The organism is Pseudomonas sp., from assembly GCF_026224925.1.
Taxonomy (GTDB): Bacteria; Pseudomonadota; Gammaproteobacteria; order Pseudomonadales; family Pseudomonadaceae; genus Aquipseudomonas.
Map to the genome: position 1 here is coordinate 1 of NZ_JAMFRV010000564.1, position 20,460 is coordinate 20,460.

Here is a 20,460-nt window from a genome sequence, read left to right on the forward strand (position 1 = left end):
AGCTGCTAATCCTATCGATCCACCCGTTTCATCAGCAAGCAGGCTTACACCTTAGGGCACCGGTTCAGCGCATCCTCATAACACCCGAGCGCCTCGCGAGCCATGCTAGCGCTTAAGAGCAAACCCTTGCACCTTCAAAGCCGTTGGTTTCCAATCCGGGTTTCAACACTCGTGCTCTGATCAGAGCCGCCAAGATACGCTCCAATTCACCGCAGACCGCCCAATTTTTGGCATAGACTCAGCGGCTGGGAAACCTTCTGTATATCTTAGTCAAGCCCAGCAAGGCGCATCCGCAGCATCCCTTAAAAGAGCCCCACCCGTACCGTACCGGTACTACCCTCCTCCTGCGGCCTTCAAAACCAACGGCATCCTGTCCTCATCCAACTCCTTCCGTTTGTGAGGCCGCTCTGCCTGACCGCAAACAGCCCTAAAGTGTACGGGGAGAGTTCTCACCATCGCACGAGATGCCCGGACGCTTACCTTTTAACGGCGTTATCGGTACGAGATCAGGACTGATAATAGCCCTGTTCTATGATGTTCATAAGCAAAAGTGCCATATCAAACCTGCTGAAGTAAAACCCTCGCTGGGAATACTTCCTCTTTGAGTTTCTCCATCACCAATCCAATGAATGCTGATACCGCCAACGGCAGATGTTGCCGACTAGGATAAAGCACATGCAAGCCGTAACCAGTGCGATGGTAGTTCGGTAGGACAGGCACAAGGCGGCCAGCCTGAAGATCGAATTTAGTTATGGTGGGCGGCAGCAGCGCGATGCCCAACCCAGCCAACGTGGCCTTACGCAAAACCTGAGCGGTGTTGCCATTGAAACGGCTGGTAATCTGCACGTCTTCCTCAACACCGTTTGGCCCATTAAGACGCCACGTGGTAACGCCGCTAGGATGACCGAAACTCACACAGTCGTGATTGACCAGATCCTCTAGCGTAGTGGGCACACCTCGTTTACTCAGGTACTTAGGACTGGCGACCAAACCTTCATTACCTGCTTCAATGAGTTGTCGACCGACGTATCCTGAGTCCTGCAAAGTGCCGCCTCGAAACGCGATGTCGATTCGATCAGCGATCAAATCGGCACGTGAATCACTCAATACAAAGTCAAGCTGCACCTGTGGATGCACAGCTAGAAAATCGGCCACCCATTCCATCGGGAAAAAGTCGAAGAAATCAGCCATCGCCGCAATGCGCACGGTGCCACTCGGCTCCTGGCTTCCCGTCATTAACTGCTGTCCGGCATCAATCAGGCCTTCTACCGCGCCAAAGCACCGGTCATGAAAAGCCTGACCTGAATGGGTAAGTGTGAGCTTGCGCGTGGAGCGCTGCAGTAGCCGCGTGCCGAGCTGAGCCTCGAGTTGTTGAACGCGCCTGCTTAAGGTGTTGGAGGGCATTCCAAGTTGACGCGCCGCTTCGGCAAAGCTGCCGTTGCGCACCACTTGTACAAATAAGGCGACGTCGTTCAGATCAAGCATCTTATCGCCACACCTTCGTAAAATGGATTAGTGCAATCCAATTGTACCCTCTAATAAAGTAATGAGAAGACGCATATCTTTCAGGCGTCGATACGACTCCCCGCTAAACACCCCACCAATCCCGAACTATTAGTCCTCAACCTACAGAGATACATCATGACCACGAGCAATCTCGACCTGCTTTTGTCCCCTGCACAAATCGGCACCCTCCCTCTGAAAAACCATATGGTCATGGCGCCTTTGACGCGAAGCCGGGCCGGTGAAGGCGATGCTCCGACCCCCACCGTGGTTGAGTATTACCGGCAACGTGCCGGTGCCGGCCTTATCATTACCGAGGGTTCTCAGGTCTCGGCACAAGGCAAAGGGTATATGAGAACGCCGGGCATTTTTACCACCGAGCAAATCGCGGGCTGGAAAGAAGTGACCGACGCTGTTCATGCACAAGGTGGAAGTATATTCCTGCAACTCTGGCATGTCGGACGACTCTCACATCCATTGGTGCAGATCAATAGAGCACTGCCAGTCGCACCTTCAGCCATCAAGGCGGATGGTGAGATTTACACTCCTGAGGGAATGAAGTCTTACGAATTGCCACGAGCTCTGGATCTCGATGAGATTCCTGGCGTGATCGCTGATTTTCGACAAGGTGCTGAAAACGCGAAACGTGCTGGATTCGACGGAGTTGAGATCCACGGTGCAAACGGTTATTTGATCGACCAGTTCCTACGCGATGGCACCAATAGCCGAACCGATACCTATGGCGGTTCTGTAGAGAACCGCGCTCGATTTCTTAAGGAGGTCGTCGAGTCGGTCATCGAGGTCTTCGGGGCCAGCCGCGTAGGTGTTCGCCTGTCGCCGATCTTCAATTATTTCTCCATGAGCGACAGCGATCCCCAAGCGACTTTCAATTACGCGGCGAAGATGCTAAGTCGCTATGGGTTGGCCTACATTCACGTGATGGAACTCGGTGCAGGGCAATTCGATTTTGTAGAACTGAAGCGTCGTTTCGGTGGCACCTATATCGCCAATGGTGGCTATGACGCAGAGCGAGCTGGAACGGCGCTCAGCTTAGGCGATGCTGATCTGGTGTCGTTTGGCACCGCATTCCTGGCAAACCCGGATTTAGTGGAGCGATTCAAACATGGCGAGGCTCTGAACGAAGCAGACCCTGCGACTTTTTACCAAGGTGAAGAGCACGGTTATACGGACTATCTGACCGTGGCGGAATCCCGATAGTGATGGCATACACATCGCTTGACTTTATAGACCGGTTCGGACGGAGGGTGCTAGCCGTTTCCAGTCATTTCCCCACTGCAGACCTGAACTCGCCAGGAGTGGTTCCACTCCACCGTGAAAACGCCCTAACGAAAGCTGGCGGCTCGCTGAAGAAGAGTTTGAAGCTGATGGTTTTGATTGAGTCCTCGGAGTGATGTAGCAGGTAGATCGCCCGTTCGAACCGTATCTTGTCCACCAGTTCGGAATACTGCACACCCTCCTCACCCAGATGCCGCCGCAGACTTCGCTCCGAGCAGTTGAGCTTCTTGGCCATGGCGGCGGCGTTTGGATAGACGTCGATGCACGCCAGGATGCTGTTCACCCGGCTTTGCCAGGACAAAGACGTACGCTGCGCTTGGGCTTCGCGGCACAGCCGTAGATAAAGATGATAACTGTGCGGATTTCGCCGTGCATTACGCTGGCTGCCCAGTTCATTGTCGTAGGTCACATAGGTGTAGTCATGACCGAAGCTCACGGGGCAATCGAACTCGACCGGATAGCGCTCGGCATCCGCTGGCTCGGGATAACCGAATGCCACTGCGCGCACATAACCATCCGCACCCACGCCGAAGATGTCACGTAGCAGCTGGCGCGTGCCAAAGATATCGCGGTCGATGAGAAACCGGTACAGCGCAGGCAATCCGCCGACCTGACGGTATCGGACAGTCGACTGACCCGCGGCGAGACTACCGATCAGTTCGGGCACGATCCAGGGATTGGACAGCGGATAGAAACGTCGCGACAAATAGCCGGCATGACCAAGATCGATAGCATTTGCCAGCAGTCCACCCAGCACACCAACGCTATTCACGTTGATCAGCCGACCGAGGTCCAGCCCAGCGGCCGTGCCTCGATAAAGACGCAGGATGTTCTCGTAGATCGTCTGTTCCTGGCGGCTGTTGGGCACTGATTCAGGCAGCGCAAAACTGTCAACACTTAATCCGCTACCAGCCAGCACCTCATGCACCGAATACCCCCAGGCGTCCATTTGCGCGATGCAGAAGCACATCGATGCCTGGCTGGCGCAAGGAAACATGGAAAGGCTCATGGTGATTCACGCCTCGTATAAAAGGCTATTTAACCTGTTTTTGGCCGTAATTATCAATCATCTGACACGTTCGAACATCGCTTCGAAGGGGCAGGCTTGGCTTAATACGTCTGGAGAAAAACAATAATGAGGTAGCTGTCATGAGCAAATCGGTCTTCATCACTGGCGCATCCTCAGGCTTGGGGCGTCAGGTGGCGAGCGAATTCGCCAGTCGGGGCTATGACCTGGCGTTGGCTGCCCGTCAAATCGACGTATTGCAAACCATCAAGTCCGAACTGGAGGAACGCCACGGCGTGCGGGTCCTGGTCTATCCGCTGGATGTCAGTGATGCCAAACAGGTACGCGATACGCTGAATACCGCCAGCGCCGAACTGGGCAAACTCGATATCGTCGTGGCCAACGCAGGGTTGGGTAGCGACGGACGCATAGGGCGCATTGATTTCGCCAATTCCCGTCAACTGTTCGAAGTCAATGTAATCGGCGCCTGCGCGACCATTGACGCTGCAATCACCCTGTTCAAGAGCCAGGGGCATGGGCAGATCGTGGCGATGAGTTCGATTGCCAGCTGGCGCGGCCTGCCCGGCAGCGGCGCCTACAGCGCAAGCAAGGCAGCCGTCAGCGTGTACATGGAGGCCCTGCGTGCCGAATCGCAGGGCAAGAACCTTACAGTGACGGTCATCTATCCGGGTTATATCGATACGCCGATGAACAATAAGCTCAAGAGCCGTCCCTTCCTGCTGCCGCTGGAGGAAGGTGGCAAACGGATCGCCGATGCCATTTTGCAACGCCGCAAGCGTGCAGTAATTCCGGGCTATCCCTGGCTGTTGCTACGACCTGTGCTGCAACTGATGCCTACCGCGCTGATCAGCAAACTCTTCTGAGCAAACAACCATGACCACCAATATCTGCCAGATCGCGCTGAGCGTGCGTGACACCACCGCATCCCTGCGTTTTTACCAGAAACTGTTCGGCCTTAAGCATGTTTTCGGCACGCTGTCTTTTCGCGGCAAGCAGGCCGAACGGATACAGGGCCTTGCCGGAGTGGCGTCGCGAGTCAGTTGGTTGATCGACGACCGGGAGTGCTTTCAGTTAGAGCTGTTCGAATTCGAGTCGCCGGTCTCGGCCCCCCTCTCCCCCGAGGACGACGAACGCGTCGGTTATCGGCGCATTCTTGCGCGGGTCGATTCGCTGGAGCGTTTCGAGGCTCTCGCCCAATCTCTGGGCCTGTCCCTAGAAACACGTCAGGTTGCCAATCGCCGTTTTATCCGGGACCCGGACGGCATTCTCATCGAGCTGATCGAAGACCGCTCACTGCAAGGGTTACCCTTCCCGTGCAAGCTGACAGGCCTGGGTCTGGTTGTCGCAGATTGCGCACGCAGCGTGGAGGCCTTTGTCGAAGGGTTGGGTTTCCAGTGTGGCGACGATAGGGTTGAACCAGATAACGATACCGTCGCCCATGCCTGCCTGGTCAAGGGCGACATGTGGCTGGACATCCGCCAAGCGGCGGCCCCCAAGCCCTGGCCGCCCCGTTACCGACTGAGCGATATCGGCATCATGAACCTGGCCGTCGGCTTCGACAGCCAGGATGAGTTCACCACACTGTTCGAACAGGCGCTTGTGGCTGGCTTCGTTGCCAACTGCAAACCAGCGGGCCAGGTGGGACTGGTGCAGTGCGTCTACGTCAACGACCCGCACGGCTTTTCCGTGGAGATGCTCTACTGCTCGCCGCGACTGTACGCCCTGTTGGGCTTCAGCAAGCCGAACTTGAAGGCCAGGTTGCTCAACCACCTGCGCGAGAAACAGGCCTACAAAGCGCTGGGCACTCGCCGCGACAGTCTCTTTTCGCGACAGATCAGGACCGAAATCGAGATCGATGCAGCGCCCAGTGCGGTGTGGAAGTGCCTCGTCGACTTCGAGCACTACGCGCAGTGGAACCCCATGCTGGAGATCCAGCGGATCGATCACCGCCCGGGCGGGCAGGTGCACTTCGCGGTCAAGTTGAGCAAGGAACGCAAGGCGTCCTTCCAGGCACGCATCAGCAGCGACGAAGCGCCACACCGCTTCGCCTGGCGTGGCGGCAATCCTTTCACGGTGGCCGGCGAGCATTTCTTTCAGCTTAGGGAGAACGCCGATGGGTCCACCTGCTTCATCCATGGGGAGCGTTTTTCCGGCCTCTTGCTGCCGGCACTCTGGCAGCGCCTGAGCCAATCGAAACGACTCTACCAACGCATGAACGAGGCGCTGAAACGGCGTGTCGACACAGCCCATCAGGAGGCGACAGATGAAAGACTTGAACGGTAAGGTCAGCGTGATCACTGGAGCTGGCGGAGGCCTGGGCCGTGAACTGGCGATGGCTTGCGCGCGACGTCGAATGAAGCTGGTACTGGCCGATGTCGAAGCCAAAAACCTAGAGACCACCCGCACCTTGATCCAGCAGGAATTTCCTGGCATCTACATCGTCACCCAGCAAGTAGACGTATCCAAATTCGAGCAAGTCGCCGCGCTGGCGCAACTGGCTATGCAAAGTTTCGGTGGCGTCCATCTGCTGTTCAACAACGCCGGCGTGGGCGTCACTGCCCCTATCTGGGAAAACACTGTCTCCGATTGGCAATGGGTAACCAACGTCAATCTTTATGGCGTCGCTTGGGGCGTGAAAGCCTTCACTCCGATCATGCTCAACCAGGGCGAGGGACACATCGTCAATGTCGCCTCCGCGGCGGGCTGGATGTACTCGGCCGGCAGCGGCATTTACAACGCCACTAAAGCGGCGGTGGTGGCGCTCTCGGAGAGCTTGGCCAATGACCTGAAAATGGCCAACAGCGCGGTCGGTGTCAGTGTGCTCTCCCCCGCCTTTTTCCCGACCGGCATCATCGAGGCGGAGCGCAATCGCCCGGCGGAATTCGCCGACGCTGCCGCCGACAGCGAAATGAAGCAGAAGTACGAGGAGCGTGTGAGACGCGCCGTGGAAGCCGGCAAGATTTCTGCACGCGAAATCGCCGAAATCACCTTAAAGGGCGTGGAGGAAAATCGCTTCTACCTCTTTCCCCATGCCTGGGTGCCGGGCGCGATAGCCCTGCGCAGCAAACAGGCGCAGGCGGGCATGACAGCCTTTAATCCCCAGTCTTGACCAAAGTAGCTCATCTGGGGTTGGCGTGGCCACACCGGAAACAGTTGCGAAAGACATCTTCTTGTATTGCGGGACTTATACGCTGAAGAAATGACTTTCCTGCATCTGAAATCGACACGCTGCGAGTGGTACGGTTAAACAAGCCAACGCCTATCCGAGGCTGCAAGGCTGCAATAGCATGACTCAGTGCCGAGGTCGAAACCTTTAGTTCGTCGGCAGCTTTTCGGAAGCTTCGATAGGTGCTAACTGCCATCACGGCATAAAGATCAAGTAATGTAGTTTTGGGGACTTTAATTTTTCTCAACTTTATTCAACGTAGTTAAGTGCCGGGACACACATACTGAAAAAACAGGTTTATACCTGAGCTGGTTCGCTCATTGAGCAGCGTGCGTTCAAAACCTGCGACTCCAGCAAAGACAGTCAGAACCATCCGTCCTGCGGGTGAAGGTAGTGTCACCCCACAAAAGTGACCATCTTGGGTGACTTCCCTCCCGCCTTTGGTAGCCTGTAGTCAAACCCCAGGGCCGGACTTTCCGCGTCGTGCTAATTGGTAAATTTGCGCGGACTCAAGCACGTCGTCAGCTGTGCCATATCGCATAATCGAGAGCATCGACTGGCCGATTATCTCTGTGCTTAGCACCTTCTCAGGGAAGACGTGGCGCACCATCGTGAGGAGTGGGCCGGTCAGACGGTAGAATATTCGGTAAGACCTGGTCTTTGACGTAGCTCCGTGCAACGGCTGGATAACGCCGGGGCGCAGTACGTGCACTCGTTTAAATGGAAGGCGAAGCAACTCGTTCTCCGTCATGCCGCGCACCCGAGCCCACATCGTTGAACTTTGCTCGGTGCTGTCGGCACCTGCGCCCGAAATGTAAATGAACGTCGCTTCGGGGTTGAGCGTGCAAAGCCGCTTCGCAACGGCCAGCGTCAAGCGCAGAGTCATGTTCGTATATTGCTCCTCCGTCAAACCAGCCGCCGAGACGCCAAGGCAAAAAAAGCATGCATCAACATCACGCAAGTCATCGTCGCTCAAGGTGTGCGGGGCTGTTGCGAAGTCTGGGCTAATCACCTGTTCAAGTTTGGCATGCTGAACGTCCAGACGTGTTCGGCTGATCGAACGAACAGACTCGACATCCTGCGCGACTAAACATTCGCGCAGGACGCCGCTCCCGACCATGCCGGATGCACCAAATATCAATATTTTCACTCGCCTTACTCCGACGGCCACTCGGGTGATACCGAGTCAAAATCGGCAGCGAGGGTGACCGGTTTCCAACGCTGCATCGTCTCGCTGCGCACCTTTTCCTCGGCTTCGACAGCTTGATAGGCGTCCGAGCCGAGCAGCAGCCGCGCGGGCAGTGTGGTACGCGAAGCAAGCGCCACAATCAGTTTCGCAATGCGTTCAGGGTCGCCCACTTCGTGGCCGACGTAGGCGTCGATCAGCGCCTTGAAGTCGGCCATCGACACCTGGTAATCGTTATCAAGCTGCCCCAGCGTTGAGCGAGCTTCGTGCCCCCACTCGGTGCGCATGCCACCGGGCTCCAGCGTGCAGACTTGAATCCCGAAAGGGGCTACTTCCCTGCCTACCACATCGCTGAATCCGCCCACAGCCCACTTGGCCGCCTGATAGGCCGAAAGCCCCGGGCTGCTGATACGACCGCCTGCCGACGAAACCTGAAAAATGTGCCCGCCGCCCTGAGCACGCATCACCGGAATGGCCGCGTGCGTAAGATTCACCACGCCGAAGAGATTGGTCTCGATCTGCGCGCGAAAATCTTCCGCTGGAATGTGCTCAAAAGGCTGAATATGGCCGAAGCCGGCATTGTTGATCAGCACGTCCAGCCGGTCGAAGCGGCTTACCGCTTCGGATACCGCCTCCTTTGCCTGCTGCTCATTCGTGACATCCAGTTCGAACGTGACCAGGCGCTCACCGTATCGCGCCTGCAAATCGGCAAATCGCGTCGTGTCGCGGGCGGTCGCCAGCACCTTGCCGCCGTCCTGCAACGCCGCTTCGAGAATGGAGCGGCCCAAGCCTCGGGACGCACCGGTAATCAACCAGACTTTAGACATGATTTATAACCTTTGATATGCGCCGACATCGGCGCCTTGGTGGAGGAAATGTGGGGCCCTGCTTACTCGGGTGTGAAGCCGGTTTTGCCCTCGAACATTACGGACTCGGCGATGCCCTTTTGTGCCTGAAGAGCGGCGAGACTCCGGGTATACCCGGCTTCCAGCACCGCATAGGCATCCCCGCCGAGAACAGTACGCAGAGGCGGCTCTGACATCTGGCTAACCGTATAGATGGCGTCGGCCATTTTCACCGGGTCACCCGATGCGTATTCCTCGCCGTTTTCCTCGATCCAGCGGCGCAGCTTGCCGACTGCGCTGGCCTTGTAGTCCTCGAGCTCCTGAGTCCAGCGGATGTTGGCCACGAAGCCCGTCTTGATGGAGCCAGGTTCGATGATGATGGTCTTGATGCCGAACTCGGCAACCTCTTGGCTCACCGCTTCGACAAAGCCTTCAAGTCCGAACTTCGCGGCGTGGTACAGCGCGCCTCCCGGGAAGGCAGCACGTCCGCCGACGCTGCTGACATGGATGAACGTGCCGCGTTTCTTTGCGCGCAACGCGCCGAGGAAGGCACGCGTGACACAGATGGGTGCCAGCAAATTCAGTGCGATCTGCTGTTCGATATCGGCCTCGCTCATTTCCTCCACCGCGCCGATAACCGCGCCCCCCGCGTTATTGACGACCACGTCGACATCGGGATGGCGCGCTGCGACGGCCTGAACCTGTTCGCGGTCGGTCAAGTCAACTGACTCCACTTCGAGCAAATCAGGATAAGCCTGCTTCAACTCCTGCATCGCTTCAATACGACGCACCGCCGCAACCACAGGATGCCCTTGGGCCAGCACTTTCTCTGTGAGTGCAAGCCCAAGGCCACCCGACGCACCGGTAATGAACCACTTCTGATCAGACATGATGATAAGCCTCTTACAGTATTGAGCGATCAATCACTCAATTAATGGTTAAATTTTTACGCTGTAATCGCACGCCACAAAACGTGGAATCCCAGTTGCCGGTGGCGTTCAGCCTCTTCTGGGAGCTTTTCGACATGCTCAATCGTTGTGTTGCAAATGTTTTCTATCACTGACGAAATGAAGCTAATTGGGGCGTCAACCAGTACGCCGTCCTGCACCCCATCACGCATCATCTGGGACACGGCCAGAAACGGCTCCATACCCTGTGATCGAGTGTCGTCCAATATCTGCCCCGAAGCCGAAAGCCGCGCGACCACGACGCGCTCGATGGCATTGCTCAATCCCCAGCTGACATAACGCTGGTAGACATACTGCATACGCTGCCTGTAATCGGCCTCGCCCGGAAAATCCGACATCATGGCGCCTGCCAAACTTCGCTTTAAGTGGAGGTACAATTCCTGGAACAACACCTCCTTGCTCTTGAAGTAAGTGAACAGCGTACCCTCGGCTACGCCTGCACGCCGTGCGATGCTTGAAGTGCTGGCCATCACACCTTGCTCAGCAACAGCCTGCATTGCAGATAGCAAAAGGGCGCTACGTTTTTCCGGGCTTAAAGGGCGTGCCATATAGGGTCTTTCACGAAATAGATTGAGTAATCACTCAACCATATTCCCTTTTTTGAGCCAAGACAAGTCTTCGAATGGTGGGAAATTAGGATCGCAAGCCACTACCGAATCCAATATCAAATGCTGAGAGTATTGGTCTCATTGCGGCTGAGAACGTCGCTCAGCCGCGTTATTGCCCAAGTCGTATCAGTCGAACTCCTTAGCACTCTCAAAGAGGATGCACTAATCACAACCCATGCCAGTTAACACTGCGCTGTCACGCCACAGTTGCTGCGCAACATCTTCACGGAGACCGAGTTCGGATGGCTCAGGCCACGTCAGCTTACCTCTGACCAGTGATGCATACAGATGCCCTGTTGGCGGAACAATCCGCCCCAGTGCAAGATCGGCCAGGACTTCTCCAGCTTGCATACGCATGGTCTCTGTGACATCTGAGTTTAATGCCAAGGCTGGTTCCGGCAGCGCCTCCGCAGGCAAATTGCGCCCTAGCCCGGTGCCAGGAATGTAGCCCGGATTATAAGCGATAACCCGCAAACGCCGAGCCTTGGCCTCCGATGAAGCCGCGAAGGCACGAGCCGTCAACAGATTGCACAGCTTCGAGGTGGCGTAGGCGCGAAATCCGGACTCGAACGTCACGCTGCCAAACGCCCCTTTTTCAAGGTCCATATCCGCCAGTTGGTACGCATCGACAAATCGATAGGGGGCTACCGGGCTGAACATTGGGTCATGGGTATTACTGGTGGTCATCACCACAATTGCGTTACGCGCCAGCGACGGCGCAAGGAGACGCAAAAGCAGATAGTGGCCCAAGTGATTGACCGCAAAGGTGGTTTCATAACCATCCACTGACCGAGCGGCAGTAGGAAAGCTGAGCCCTGCATTGAGTACCAGCGCATTGATCTTCGTCGTGCTCAGCGTGTCGAGGACTTGCCTCGCGAATTGCCTGATACTGTCCAGACTCGCCAGTTCCAGTGGCAAGCGGGTTTCTCGCCCGCCAATGATGAGTTGGATGTCGGGGGAAGCGTTCAACTGCTTCGCGGTCGCTTCCCCTAGACCAAAAGTCCCACCTGTCATGATGATCGTATTCATGCTCAAAACACCTCGACCAGTACCACTTCGGTATCGTCGATGGCTTCGATAATGAGCAAAATCTCCTGAGTCAAGGCGATACCGTCCCCCGCTTCGACCCTTTCGCCGTTGACGTTCACCGCGCCGAGCGTCGGCACCAGATAGCCCTGACGAGTGATCAAACATTCATTGCTCAAGCGCTGTCCGGCCTTGAGCGTCGCCCCGAGTACACGTGCATCGGCGCGGATGGGCAAAGCGTTTTCATCGTCGGGCATCCCGCTGGCCAGCACAGCCCATTGACCTGACCGATCAGACTTTGGAAAAGGACGCGATGCCCAAGCAGGACTCCCGCCACTTTCGCGCGGCCGCAACCAGATCTGGAAGAGCCTCAACGGAACGCTCCCCGCGTTGCGCTCTTCATGCCGAACGCCGGCGCCAGCACTCATTACCTGCACGTCACCGGCCTCAGTGCGGCCTTGCCCACCCACACTGTCTCGATGGGTCACCGCGCCTTCCAATACGTAAGTAACGATCTCCATGCTTTCGTGGCCGTGCATCGGGAAACCGGTGCCAGGCGCAATCTCGTCGTCGTTCCAGACAACAAGCGCCCCTAGCGGACGGTGAGCGGGATTGCCGTCGGCAGTTACGTTGAAATGATGCCTGGCCTTGAGCCAGCCATAGTCGCCACCACCGAGGTTGGCCTTGAATCGATGCTCTAACATGTCAGCTCCTGAAAAAGCGGCCGATTGCCGCGTGAAAACAGATAACGGTCACCCCATTCCGGACAGGCTTTCAGGCCGGGTTCGGGCGGGCGCTTGGGTTATTTGAAAACGGGCACAGTGGCTGACTCACTTGGCTTTTGCAGGTACTCACGCAACCGAACGCCAATCTCGGCAATTTTTGCCTCTCCCGCACGCAAGGCTTGCGGGTTGGTATGGACCGAGTAGTTTCCCAGTGCAAGATTGTGGGGATGAGGTGCCGCTGAACCGATCACGAACACCGTATCTTTGTGCATAGCCTTCAGCGTAACTGCGCCGTTACCTGGCTCGAAGATAACCATTTCCCCCGCGTTGACCAGGTCTGGCGCGCAAAGGAACCCTCGACTGACACTCAACCACAATGACTCATGCCCATTGGGTGGAACATAGGTCCAGGATTCCCCAGCTCGTAGCGTGGCCAGTAAGTAGTTCATTCCAGCAGGAGCCCGTACCGGGCTTTTGACACCCTGGTACGTTCCAAGAATCACACGCGCAGGCCCCACTTCAGGCATCACGTTCGACTCCAGGTATTGGCTGTCAACACTCGCGTTTTCCAACGCAGGCGGTAGTGCAACCCAAAGTTGAAAACCTTGAATTCGCTTCGATGTACCTACCGACATCTCCTTCCCGTGCCAGACCCCGCCTCCCGCACGCATCCATTCAACACCACCATAGTCAATCGTCCCCGTGCCCGATTCAGCATCCTCAAAGCGCAAATTACCTTCAGTAATCACGGTGACGGTGGCGATCCCCGAGTGTGGGTGCAATTGCATGCCGTGAATGAATGAACTCTCACCTTCAAACAGATCAAGGAAAACGAAAGGCTTGATCAGGTGGCCCAGATCTGAAGGACTCATCAGTCGGACAATAGGGCCCTGCCCACTACCTGTAGTGCGGTAGCTGATTGCCCGGTGAGTAATGGTGTCGCGTGTAGAGCCAGGGACGATACCGACGCGAGGTTGTTGCCGAATGGTCATGATGATTATTCACAGAAGAGTTGGGAGCCTCGCGGCACGATGCTTGAAATAATAGAGCCAGGTCGATTGCTTGATTAGTCGATTCAATTGGAATGCACTCGTCCACCAACGACAGGAATAACCCTCCATGCTCGACCTCAATGACATCGCCATGTTTGTGCAGGTGGTATGCAGTAGGCAGCGCGCATTCCAGTTTCGACATTCACGTCACTGGTGAGGCCATCGTCGGTGGGCTTGGCAATGAACACACAATGCCGCAATCGAGCGCACGCAGAGTTCGAATAAATCCATGATGAAAAAAACCTCAGGGATTGTATGAAACCAGGAAACGTGATCGACGATGACGTTAGAAAATGCATGAAGGGATTGCGAGTGGGGTTTGGGCGGTTAGATCTCAGATCTTGTTGTGAAGCGAACCCTAAACGTACTTGTTTTGAAGGCTTATGTTTGATCGGTGCAATTCCGGAACACTCAATTTAATGCCTATTGAAAGAGTGATTTCGCTGAGTCCAAGGTTACTATTATGCAGCCGATCTCGAGTTATTATGAGCGCCAACTGAAAATATAGAGTAATAGATCACCTCCTCCCGATTTCGCCCACACCCTATTTTTAGTAAACTAATAATTAGCTATACCAAACAGCTATGAGGTGAAGACGCAATTTCACCTTCGCGGTTCATGCCGATAAGCATGACGATGGTGATCAAGCTACCGGTGTGGCGCGGTAGCCCTAGGCAGGTTCAGAAGGCGATCCAGTTGATCAGTAGAGAGCCGGACACCAGACAGCACAGTTCTGGCAAGGCCTCCCATTCAGCATGCCAAAGGCCAGTGATTGGGGCTGTGTCAAACTTCGCAGCCCCTCTCGATCACTTCACCGGTGATCTCGTGGCCCAACACCAGACCAGTCTTGGCGGTGGTGCGAACCACAGATATTGGACGATGGAGCCGTTCAAGTCACTCCTCGAAAATCGCTACGGCACGTACGAAACCGGCGGACGCATGCTTAATCTTGTAGGGAAAACACGAAACCAGGAAGCCGCTAGCCGGCAGGCTTTCCAGATTAGCGAGCTTCTCCATCTGCCCATAACCGATGTCCCGACCCGCCTTATGACCTTCCCAGATGATCGACGCATCACCCGTTTCAGCAAAGCGCTCGCGGGTGTATTTGAAGGGTGCATCCCAGCTCCAGGCGTCAGTGCCAACCACGCGCACACCACGTTCCAGCAGATACAAGGTGGCCTCACGTCCCATACCAACCCCCGCATCCAGATAGCCGGGTTCACCAAACAGCGCACCGGCGCGGGTGTTGACCAGCACAATATCCAGCGGTTTTAACGCATATCCAATGCGCGTCAGTTCGGCCTCCACTTGCGCAGCAGTCACCACATGTCCGTCGGGCAAATGGCGGAAGTCCAGCTTCACCCCAGGTTGCAGGCACCAGTCCAGGGGCAGCTCGTCGATACCATACGCCGGTTTACCGCCATCAGTCGTCGAGGCGTAGTGCCAGGGCGCGTCCATGTGGGTGCCGCTGTGGGTGGTCATTTGTAGGCGTTCGGCGGCCCATGATTCGTCGCCCGCAAGCTGGGACTTTTCCAGACCGGGAAACATCGCGGCCATCTCAGGCCACCCTTCCTGGTGGTTGCTGTACTCGATTTTCGGTAACAGCGTCGGCGGATCGGTGTACGGGTTGTTTTCCAGGGTGACGGATAGGTCCACCAGGCGACGTTTAATCAGACTCATGTGCAAAGACTCCGGCAGGATTAACAGCCCCACGCCCGCGACGAACGCGGGCCTGGAGATTCAAGGCATTGCGAACCAACGCCAGGGCAGAACCGTCGTGACGAAAGCCCAAAGCGCGGGCCCGGGGGGTTTTCATCGGAGGGAAGCAGCCGAACAGCGCCTCCAGCCCGGCATCGGGAGCGAAACTGATCAACTCGCGACGTTCCTCGCCGTAGAGGGAGCCCAGGGCATCGATGACCTGGGCGATAGACAAACGCAGCAACGGCAGTTGCCAGACCCGCTGTGCGTCGAGCAGCGTGTCCTGCAACTCGGCCGCTTGCAGCAGGTTGTCGACGCAGCAGCGCGCTGACATCCACCAGGCACTGGCGTGCTCTGAGACCGGGCAGCAGTAAGCCTCATCGTTGGCATAGGCATGCAGCAGATCGCTCATGAAGGCCGAGCGCAAACCGTTGGACTGCCGTGGCCGGGCGACGATGCCGGGCAAGCGCACCGCGCGACCATCGACTTCACCACGCCGGGACAGGTCGCTGAGTACGGTTTCCACCATCAGTTTGTGCGAGCCGTAGGACAATTCCGGGCGTGCCACCGCCGCCTCGTCCATTCGCGCTGGCAGGCCGACGCCGTACACCGCCACGCTGCTGGCGTACACCAGCACCGGTGCGCCGGGGAGTTCACGCAATTGATCGAGCAAGGCCAGGCTGGCCAACAAATTGACTTCATAGCCGAGGGTGTAGCTCTGCTCGGCGGCACCGCCTGGAATGCTCACCAGATGGAACACCACGTCGATGCCATCCGCCAACACCCGGCGCAACAAAGCCGTATCGGTGACGCTGCCGTAGTGACAACGCACGCGGCTGTCTATCGGCAGGTCGTTCAGTTCTATGTCCAACAGGATCAGCGCACTGATCGCTTGCCCTCGCAGCACGCCCAGCGCCAACAAACGCTGCACCAGCAAACGGCCGACGAAACCGTTGGCGCCTGTAACCATCACGCGCATGGCGAATCTCCCGGAGTCGGGGCCGCAACCACACGTTGGTCAATGCCGCCGAAAATCGACTGACCGTCGCTGTCCAGCACGTCCATACGCACCCGGTCACCGAAGTGCATAAACCCGGTGCGCGGCTCGCCATGTTCGACCATTTCGATGGCGCGGCGCTCGGAGATGCAGGCGGACCCAACGCCGCGCTCTTTGTTAGAAACAGTGCCTGAGCCAATCACCGTACCTGCGCACAGGCGGCGGGTCAGCGCGGCATGAGCAATCAGTTGGTGAAAGCCAAAGTGCATCTGCCCGCCATGGGGATTGCCAAACCATTCACCGTTCCATTCGACATGCAGCGGCAGGTGCACTCGCCCGTCGCGCCAGGCATCGCCCAACTCGTCAGGCGTCACGGCCACCGCGGCAAAACTCGACGAAGGTTTGGCCTGCAGGAAGCCGAAGCCGGTCTTCATTTCCCTGGGTGCCAGCGCCCGCAGGCTGACGTCGTTGAGTTGCAGGATCAACTTGATATGGCCAGTGGCGGACTCTGCAGGACAGCCCATCGGCACTTCGTCCAGCAGCACCGCGAACTCGCCTTCGAAGTCGATACCATAACGCTCGCTGGGCGATGGAATGTCATCCCTCGAGCCGAGAAAGTCATCGCCAGCGCCCTGATACATCAACGGAATACGCTCGACGCCTTCGATGGGATCTAGGTTGAACGCCTTCTGCATCAGCTCACCGTGACTGAGGAAAGCCGAACCGTCCAACCATTGGTAAACACGTGGCAACGGTGCCGCGACACACGTCGGATCGAAGGCGAATGCGCCAGCCGCTCGGCCTTCGTTGAGTTCCCGATAAAGCGCCTGCAAACGGGGTTCGACCTGATCCCAGTTCTCTATGGCCGCTTGCAGCGTGGCAGCGATATGCCCGACGTCCAGCGCCTGACGCAAGTTGCGCGAGACCAACAGTAGACGGCCGTCGCGGCTGCCGTTTTTCAGGGTGGCCAGTTTCATGGGTGGGCTCCTTGGAATGCTTGCAGTTCGGCGGAAAAACGGCCATCGAGTAGGATGAAGACCATCCGCGCCGTCTGTTCAGTACGGTTGCTCTAGGCGTGATTGGTGCCGCGTTGCACCACCACGTCGCCGCGCTTGAGGTGGACTTCTTCCTGGTCCAACACCAACCACACTTCGCCTTCGGTGACGATGCCGTAGTCAAGGGTTTCGGTGCGGTGCATCAGCTTGTGCCGGGGATTGGCGCGAGCGGTACCGGCATGCGCCTCGCCGATTTCGGCGAAAGCCGCTGCCGCGTCCTCGGCACTGACCTGGTTTTGCACACTGTCCGGCGGGATATCCACCACCCGGATCAGACTGCCGTTGTCCGAGGGACTTAGTTGCAAGGACTTGTCAGTCGGGTCATCGGCATTGTCCAGCAACGCCGGGCTGGCGATGCTATTCCAGACTTCGTAGAACACCGTGTCGGGCACGGCCTTGAGTGGAAAGTTGTTGGGAGTAGGACCGCAGAAAGCTACACAGGCTTGACCTTGATCGTCGTGCCCGGTGACCACGCGTTTGAAACTTGGAAGTGACTGCATGTTCGACTCCTTGATCAATTGCCGTCGCCGATGGTGGTACCACCGTCGACGATCAGATTTTGTCCGGTGATAAAGGCCCCACCCGGAGCCGCTAGCAGCAAGGCCAGCGCGGCCACCTCCTCAGGCGTGCCGACGCGGCGTAACGGGGTAAGTGCGAGACGCCGTTGCATGACCTCGGGGTTATCGGTGAGCGGGCGGGCGAATTCGGTGTGGATTACGCCGGGGCTGATGGCGTTTACCCGAATATTCGACGACCCCCACTCCACCGCCAGATTGCGCGCCAGTTGTGCCAGCGCAGCCTTGGACAGCCCGTACAAACCCAGCCCCTTGTTGCCGCGCACGCCAGCAATACTGGCCATGAACACGACACTGCCGCCGCCCTGTCTGGCGATTGCCGGGAGCAAGGCGTTGGTCAGCCACACCGCGCTGTTCAAATTGACTGTCATGGTCAACGCCCAGTCGGCGTCGCTGGCGCTGGCTAACGGGCCCAGGTGCGGCGCTATACCTGCATTGCACACCAGTGCGTCGATACAACCGAAGTGCGCCAAGACCATATCGGCCAGTCCTTTTACCTCGCTTTGGCGACTCAGGTCAGCGGGCGCGGCGAAAGCCTCGTAGCCCTCCTCGTTCAATTCGGCGGCTACCTTTCGGCAATCCTCGTCACACTCACTGCTGATCGCCAGCCGCGCTCCGGCACGGCCGTATTCCCGGGCGATGGCCAGACCTATGCCACGAGTGGCGCCGGTGATCAGAGCGACTTTTTGGCTCAGAGAAAACAATTCGCTCATACGCTATCCACCTGACGCAGACGCTCGACAATACGTCGAGCACGGTTCGGCGCAGCATCCACGTGTATGTCCACCATCGGCCGCTCACCGAAACGCTGCTGGTTCGCGAACTGAGCTTCGATGATCAGTTTGTCTTCATCGAAGGTCTGACGGGTTTGTTCGATAACGTTGCGCGTGGTCGCTTCGGGGTCGGAGATCGGGTTGGTGGCCATGGTCCAGAAGTAGTGGCAGGTGGTGTCGGTTTCCGGGGTGATGCCATGGAAACCGCGCATGTGAAAGCCACCCCGCTGTGGATCGTCAACCGGTTGGCTGCCAGCGTCGACGGCACCGGTCAAGATCTTCAGGTGCGACAGGTTGAATTCGATTTCCTGCCAGCGGTCGATCCGTGCCTTGAACGGATAAGCCGCGCTATAGGTGGGTGGCGGCTCCGAGTCGAACATGTAGCGCACCACCCTGACCGAAGCCTCGTCGCCACTGACCTGCATCTGCGCATTCATGTGTATCGAGGCATTGCCACCGATGGTGTGCAGGTGCACGTAGCCCAGATGACTTAGGTCCAGCAGGTTGTCGTGAATCAACTGCCACGGGGCGTTGTAGTGATACACATCGCCTGCGAAACGATAGTCCCCGGAGCAGTGAATCGGATAGGCCGGCGGCTCTGAAAGCGGGGCCAACAGCTCGTCGCGGCCGAACCAGATCCAGAGGATCTGGTCGCGCTCTTGCGCGATGAACGAACGCACTTTGGCTTTACTTGGAACCTTGGCCTGCCCCGGAATTTCCAGGCACTGGCCATCGCTGCCGAAAAGCAGACCGTGGTAACCGCAGCGTAAACCTTCGCCTTCCAGCGTCCCCAGCGACAGGGGCAATGCCCGGTGGCAGCAGCGATCTTCGAGTGCCGCCACTTCACCGCTGGCCGTGCGAAACAGCACCAATGGCTGGTTCAGCAGGGTTCGTGCCAGCGGCTTGTCAGTCAGCTCCCAAGCGAATCCGCCGACGTACCATTGATCCACCGGGAAGCTGTCGGGTGGGGATTGCGAAGAAAGGCTCTGGTTCATGGTTCTACCTCAAAGGTCCAGTACCAGCCGGGCGCTTTTCGAGCGCGAGCAGCACGGGGTAAATTGGTCATTGCGAGCGTGTTCGGCGTCGGTCATGAACATATCGCGGTGGTCTGGCTCGCCGTCCAGCACACGGGTCAGGCAGGTGCCACAGATACCCTGTTCACAGGACAGTGGAATCTCGATACCCGCCTGTGCCAACGCCTCGGCCACGCTGCGATCGGCCGGCACGCGGATGCACTGGCCATTGCTCGCCAGTTGCACCTCAAAACTGTCCGAGTCCTGAGTGGCAGCAGGTGCCGCCGAGAAGTATTCGCGGTGCAATTGCGCCTCGGCCCAGCCCTGCGTGCGAGCAGTGCTCAGCACAAAGTCCATGAACCCGGTCGGACCACAGACATACAGGTGCCTGTCATGAGCAGGACCGTCCAACACTCGAGGCGCGTCGAGACGTTGCGACGCCTCGCCGTTGTCGAAATGAAACTGCACGCGGTCGGCGAAATCCGACCCGCGAATACGCTCGATAAACGCTGTGCGTTCCTCCGAGCGCCCGCAGTAATGCAGCTCGAAATCTGCGCCAGCCAGGGCCAGGCGCTCGGCCATGCACAGGATCGGGGTGATACCGATACCCCCGGCAAACAGCACGCTGTAGGCAGCCCCATGTTCCAGAGGGAACAGGTTGCGCGGCTCACCGATACGTAAGCGACTACCTTCGTGCACCTGTTCGTGCATGGCCTGCGAACCACCGCGCGTTGCCGGATCGAGCAGCACACCGATCAGGTAGCGATGGCGTTCTTGCGGGTGGTTACACAACGAATACTGGCGCACCAAGCCGTTGGGCAGATGCACGTCGATGTGAGAACCGGCACTGAATGGCGGCAGCGGTTGCTCATCGATCGCTGCCAGTTCGAAGCTGCAAATGCCTTCGGCTTCGTTGTGTTTACGGGTTACCAGAACGTCGATCACGA

20 protein-coding genes and 3 pseudogenes are annotated in these 20,460 nt (G+C 57.5%); 4 read left to right on the forward strand and 19 right to left on the reverse strand.

The window, feature by feature from the left end; genetic code table 11:
* Positions 1-558: 558 nt before the first annotated feature.
* On the reverse strand, positions 559-1,485 hold the full coding sequence (locus M0974_RS23530) for a LysR family transcriptional regulator (RefSeq protein ID WP_297842577.1): 927 nt from the start codon (positions 1,483-1,485) through the stop codon (positions 559-561).
* A gap of 156 nt (positions 1,486-1,641) precedes the next feature.
* On the opposite strand from M0974_RS23530, the gene M0974_RS23535 reads away from it, so the two are divergent.
* Complete coding sequence (locus M0974_RS23535) at positions 1,642-2,721, forward strand: alkene reductase (RefSeq protein ID WP_297842579.1); 1,080 nt, start codon at positions 1,642-1,644, stop codon at positions 2,719-2,721.
* A 64-nt stretch (positions 2,722-2,785) separates the two neighbouring features.
* On the opposite strand, the gene M0974_RS23540 is transcribed toward M0974_RS23535, so the two are convergent.
* Positions 2,786-3,808: an AraC family transcriptional regulator gene (locus tag M0974_RS23540; RefSeq protein WP_297842581.1), complete on the reverse strand. Its 1,023-nt coding sequence runs from the start codon at positions 3,806-3,808 to the stop codon at positions 2,786-2,788.
* Positions 3,809-3,948: 140 nt separating this feature from the next.
* On the opposite strand from M0974_RS23540, the gene M0974_RS23545 reads away from it, so the two are divergent.
* From M0974_RS23545 to M0974_RS23555, 3 genes are read left to right on the forward strand one after another with little or no spacing between them, the layout of a single operon-like run.
* Positions 3,949-4,689, forward strand: coding sequence for an SDR family NAD(P)-dependent oxidoreductase (locus tag M0974_RS23545; RefSeq protein WP_297842584.1), 741 nt, complete (start codon positions 3,949-3,951; stop codon positions 4,687-4,689).
* A 10-nt stretch (positions 4,690-4,699) separates the two neighbouring features.
* Positions 4,700-6,109: an SRPBCC family protein gene (locus M0974_RS23550; protein WP_297842587.1), complete on the forward strand. Its 1,410-nt coding sequence runs from the start codon at positions 4,700-4,702 to the stop codon at positions 6,107-6,109.
* The gene (locus M0974_RS23555; protein ID WP_297842591.1) at positions 6,090-6,935 is read left to right on the forward strand and encodes an SDR family NAD(P)-dependent oxidoreductase; all 846 of its coding nucleotides are present in this window, start codon (positions 6,090-6,092) and stop codon (positions 6,933-6,935) included. Before M0974_RS23550 ends, M0974_RS23555 begins: the two co-directional genes overlap by 20 nt.
* Before the next feature lie 10 nt (positions 6,936-6,945).
* On the opposite strand, the gene M0974_RS23560 is transcribed toward M0974_RS23555, so the two are convergent.
* From M0974_RS23560 to M0974_RS23640, 17 genes and pseudogenes are all read right to left on the reverse strand, one after another.
* Positions 6,946-7,191 (reverse strand): LysR family transcriptional regulator, encoded by a 246-nt coding sequence (locus M0974_RS23560; RefSeq protein WP_297842647.1) that lies wholly within the window; start codon positions 7,189-7,191, stop codon positions 6,946-6,948.
* A gap of 102 nt (positions 7,192-7,293) precedes the next feature.
* Positions 7,294-7,380, reverse strand: a pseudogene (locus tag M0974_RS23565) (recombinase family protein); the annotation flags it as partial.
* A 66-nt stretch (positions 7,381-7,446) separates the two neighbouring features.
* Positions 7,447-8,142: an epimerase gene (locus M0974_RS23570; RefSeq protein ID WP_297842593.1), complete on the reverse strand. Its 696-nt coding sequence runs from the start codon at positions 8,140-8,142 to the stop codon at positions 7,447-7,449.
* A 5-nt stretch (positions 8,143-8,147) separates the two neighbouring features.
* Positions 8,148-9,005, reverse strand: a complete 858-nt coding sequence (locus M0974_RS23575; RefSeq protein ID WP_297842596.1) for an SDR family NAD(P)-dependent oxidoreductase — start codon at positions 9,003-9,005, stop codon at positions 8,148-8,150.
* A 62-nt stretch (positions 9,006-9,067) separates the two neighbouring features.
* Positions 9,068-9,913: an SDR family NAD(P)-dependent oxidoreductase gene (locus tag M0974_RS23580; protein WP_297842599.1), complete on the reverse strand. Its 846-nt coding sequence runs from the start codon at positions 9,911-9,913 to the stop codon at positions 9,068-9,070.
* Positions 9,914-9,969: 56 nt separating this feature from the next.
* Entirely contained in the window at positions 9,970-10,539 is a 570-nt protein-coding gene (locus tag M0974_RS23585; protein WP_297842602.1) for a TetR/AcrR family transcriptional regulator, read from the reverse strand.
* Positions 10,540-10,761: 222 nt separating this feature from the next.
* Complete coding sequence (locus M0974_RS23590) at positions 10,762-11,628, reverse strand: SDR family NAD(P)-dependent oxidoreductase (protein ID WP_297842605.1); 867 nt, start codon at positions 11,626-11,628, stop codon at positions 10,762-10,764.
* 2 nt (positions 11,629-11,630) lie between these two features.
* On the reverse strand, positions 11,631-12,329 hold the full coding sequence (locus tag M0974_RS23595) for a pirin family protein (protein WP_297842608.1): 699 nt from the start codon (positions 12,327-12,329) through the stop codon (positions 11,631-11,633).
* 98 nt (positions 12,330-12,427) lie between these two features.
* Positions 12,428-13,342 carry a pirin family protein gene (locus M0974_RS23600; protein WP_297842611.1) on the reverse strand — a complete coding sequence of 305 codons (915 nt, stop codon included), beginning with the start codon at positions 13,340-13,342 and terminating at the stop codon, positions 12,428-12,430.
* Between the two features lie 659 nt (positions 13,343-14,001).
* Positions 14,002-14,073 (reverse strand): annotated as a pseudogene (locus tag M0974_RS23605) (4-carboxymuconolactone decarboxylase); the annotation flags it as partial.
* Between the two features lie 223 nt (positions 14,074-14,296).
* Positions 14,297-15,082 (reverse strand): cyclase family protein, encoded by a 786-nt coding sequence (locus M0974_RS23610; RefSeq protein ID WP_297842614.1) that lies wholly within the window; start codon positions 15,080-15,082, stop codon positions 14,297-14,299.
* Positions 15,069-16,079 carry an NAD-dependent epimerase/dehydratase family protein gene (locus tag M0974_RS23615; protein WP_297842619.1) on the reverse strand — a complete coding sequence of 337 codons (1,011 nt, stop codon included), beginning with the start codon at positions 16,077-16,079 and terminating at the stop codon, positions 15,069-15,071. Before M0974_RS23615 ends, M0974_RS23610 begins: the two co-directional genes overlap by 14 nt.
* On the reverse strand, positions 16,070-17,074 hold the full coding sequence (locus M0974_RS23620) for a fumarylacetoacetate hydrolase family protein (protein ID WP_297842621.1): 1,005 nt from the start codon (positions 17,072-17,074) through the stop codon (positions 16,070-16,072). The genes M0974_RS23615 and M0974_RS23620 overlap by 10 nt, the downstream gene beginning before the upstream one ends.
* Positions 17,071-17,652 (reverse strand): annotated as a pseudogene (locus M0974_RS23625) (cupin domain-containing protein). Before M0974_RS23625 ends, M0974_RS23620 begins: the two are co-directional and overlap by 4 nt.
* A gap of 14 nt (positions 17,653-17,666) precedes the next feature.
* A complete protein-coding gene (locus M0974_RS23630) occupies positions 17,667-18,440 on the reverse strand; it encodes an SDR family NAD(P)-dependent oxidoreductase (protein WP_297842623.1) in 774 nt (257 codons plus the stop codon).
* Entirely contained in the window at positions 18,437-19,495 is a 1,059-nt protein-coding gene (locus M0974_RS23635) for an aromatic ring-hydroxylating dioxygenase subunit alpha (protein WP_297842625.1), read from the reverse strand. Before M0974_RS23635 ends, M0974_RS23630 begins: the two co-directional genes overlap by 4 nt.
* Positions 19,496-19,504: 9 nt before the next feature.
* Positions 19,505-20,458 (reverse strand): PDR/VanB family oxidoreductase, encoded by a 954-nt coding sequence (locus M0974_RS23640; protein ID WP_297842628.1) that lies wholly within the window; start codon positions 20,456-20,458, stop codon positions 19,505-19,507.
* Positions 20,459-20,460 lie beyond the last annotated feature (2 nt).

Coding starts and splice junctions, on each gene's coding strand:
- M0974_RS23600 (WP_297842611.1), bottom strand. CDS start 13,342: ATGACCATTCGGCAACAACCTCGCGTCGGTATCGTCCCTGGCTCTACA.
- M0974_RS23540 (WP_297842581.1), bottom strand. CDS start 3,808: ATGAGCCTTTCCATGTTTCCTTGCGCCAGCCAGGCATCGATGTGCTTC.
- M0974_RS23620 (WP_297842621.1), bottom strand. CDS start 17,074: ATGAAACTGGCCACCCTGAAAAACGGCAGCCGCGACGGCCGTCTACTG.
- M0974_RS23545 (WP_297842584.1), top strand. CDS start 3,949: ATGAGCAAATCGGTCTTCATCACTGGCGCATCCTCAGGCTTGGGGCGT.
- M0974_RS23575 (WP_297842596.1), bottom strand. CDS start 9,005: ATGTCTAAAGTCTGGTTGATTACCGGTGCGTCCCGAGGCTTGGGCCGC.
- M0974_RS23615 (WP_297842619.1), bottom strand. CDS start 16,079: ATGCGCGTGATGGTTACAGGCGCCAACGGTTTCGTCGGCCGTTTGCTG.
- M0974_RS23535 (WP_297842579.1), top strand. CDS start 1,642: ATGACCACGAGCAATCTCGACCTGCTTTTGTCCCCTGCACAAATCGGC.
- M0974_RS23550 (WP_297842587.1), top strand. CDS start 4,700: ATGACCACCAATATCTGCCAGATCGCGCTGAGCGTGCGTGACACCACC.
- M0974_RS23590 (WP_297842605.1), bottom strand. CDS start 11,628: ATGAATACGATCATCATGACAGGTGGGACTTTTGGTCTAGGGGAAGCG.
- M0974_RS23610 (WP_297842614.1), bottom strand. CDS start 15,082: ATGAGTCTGATTAAACGTCGCCTGGTGGACCTATCCGTCACCCTGGAA.
- M0974_RS23580 (WP_297842599.1), bottom strand. CDS start 9,913: ATGTCTGATCAGAAGTGGTTCATTACCGGTGCGTCGGGTGGCCTTGGG.
- M0974_RS23595 (WP_297842608.1), bottom strand. CDS start 12,329: ATGTTAGAGCATCGATTCAAGGCCAACCTCGGTGGTGGCGACTATGGC.
- M0974_RS23630 (WP_297842623.1), bottom strand. CDS start 18,440: ATGAGCGAATTGTTTTCTCTGAGCCAAAAAGTCGCTCTGATCACCGGC.
- M0974_RS23635 (WP_297842625.1), bottom strand. CDS start 19,495: ATGAACCAGAGCCTTTCTTCGCAATCCCCACCCGACAGCTTCCCGGTG.
- M0974_RS23555 (WP_297842591.1), top strand. CDS start 6,090: ATGAAAGACTTGAACGGTAAGGTCAGCGTGATCACTGGAGCTGGCGGA.
- M0974_RS23585 (WP_297842602.1), bottom strand. CDS start 10,539: ATGGCACGCCCTTTAAGCCCGGAAAAACGTAGCGCCCTTTTGCTATCT.
- M0974_RS23530 (WP_297842577.1), bottom strand. CDS start 1,485: ATGCTTGATCTGAACGACGTCGCCTTATTTGTACAAGTGGTGCGCAAC.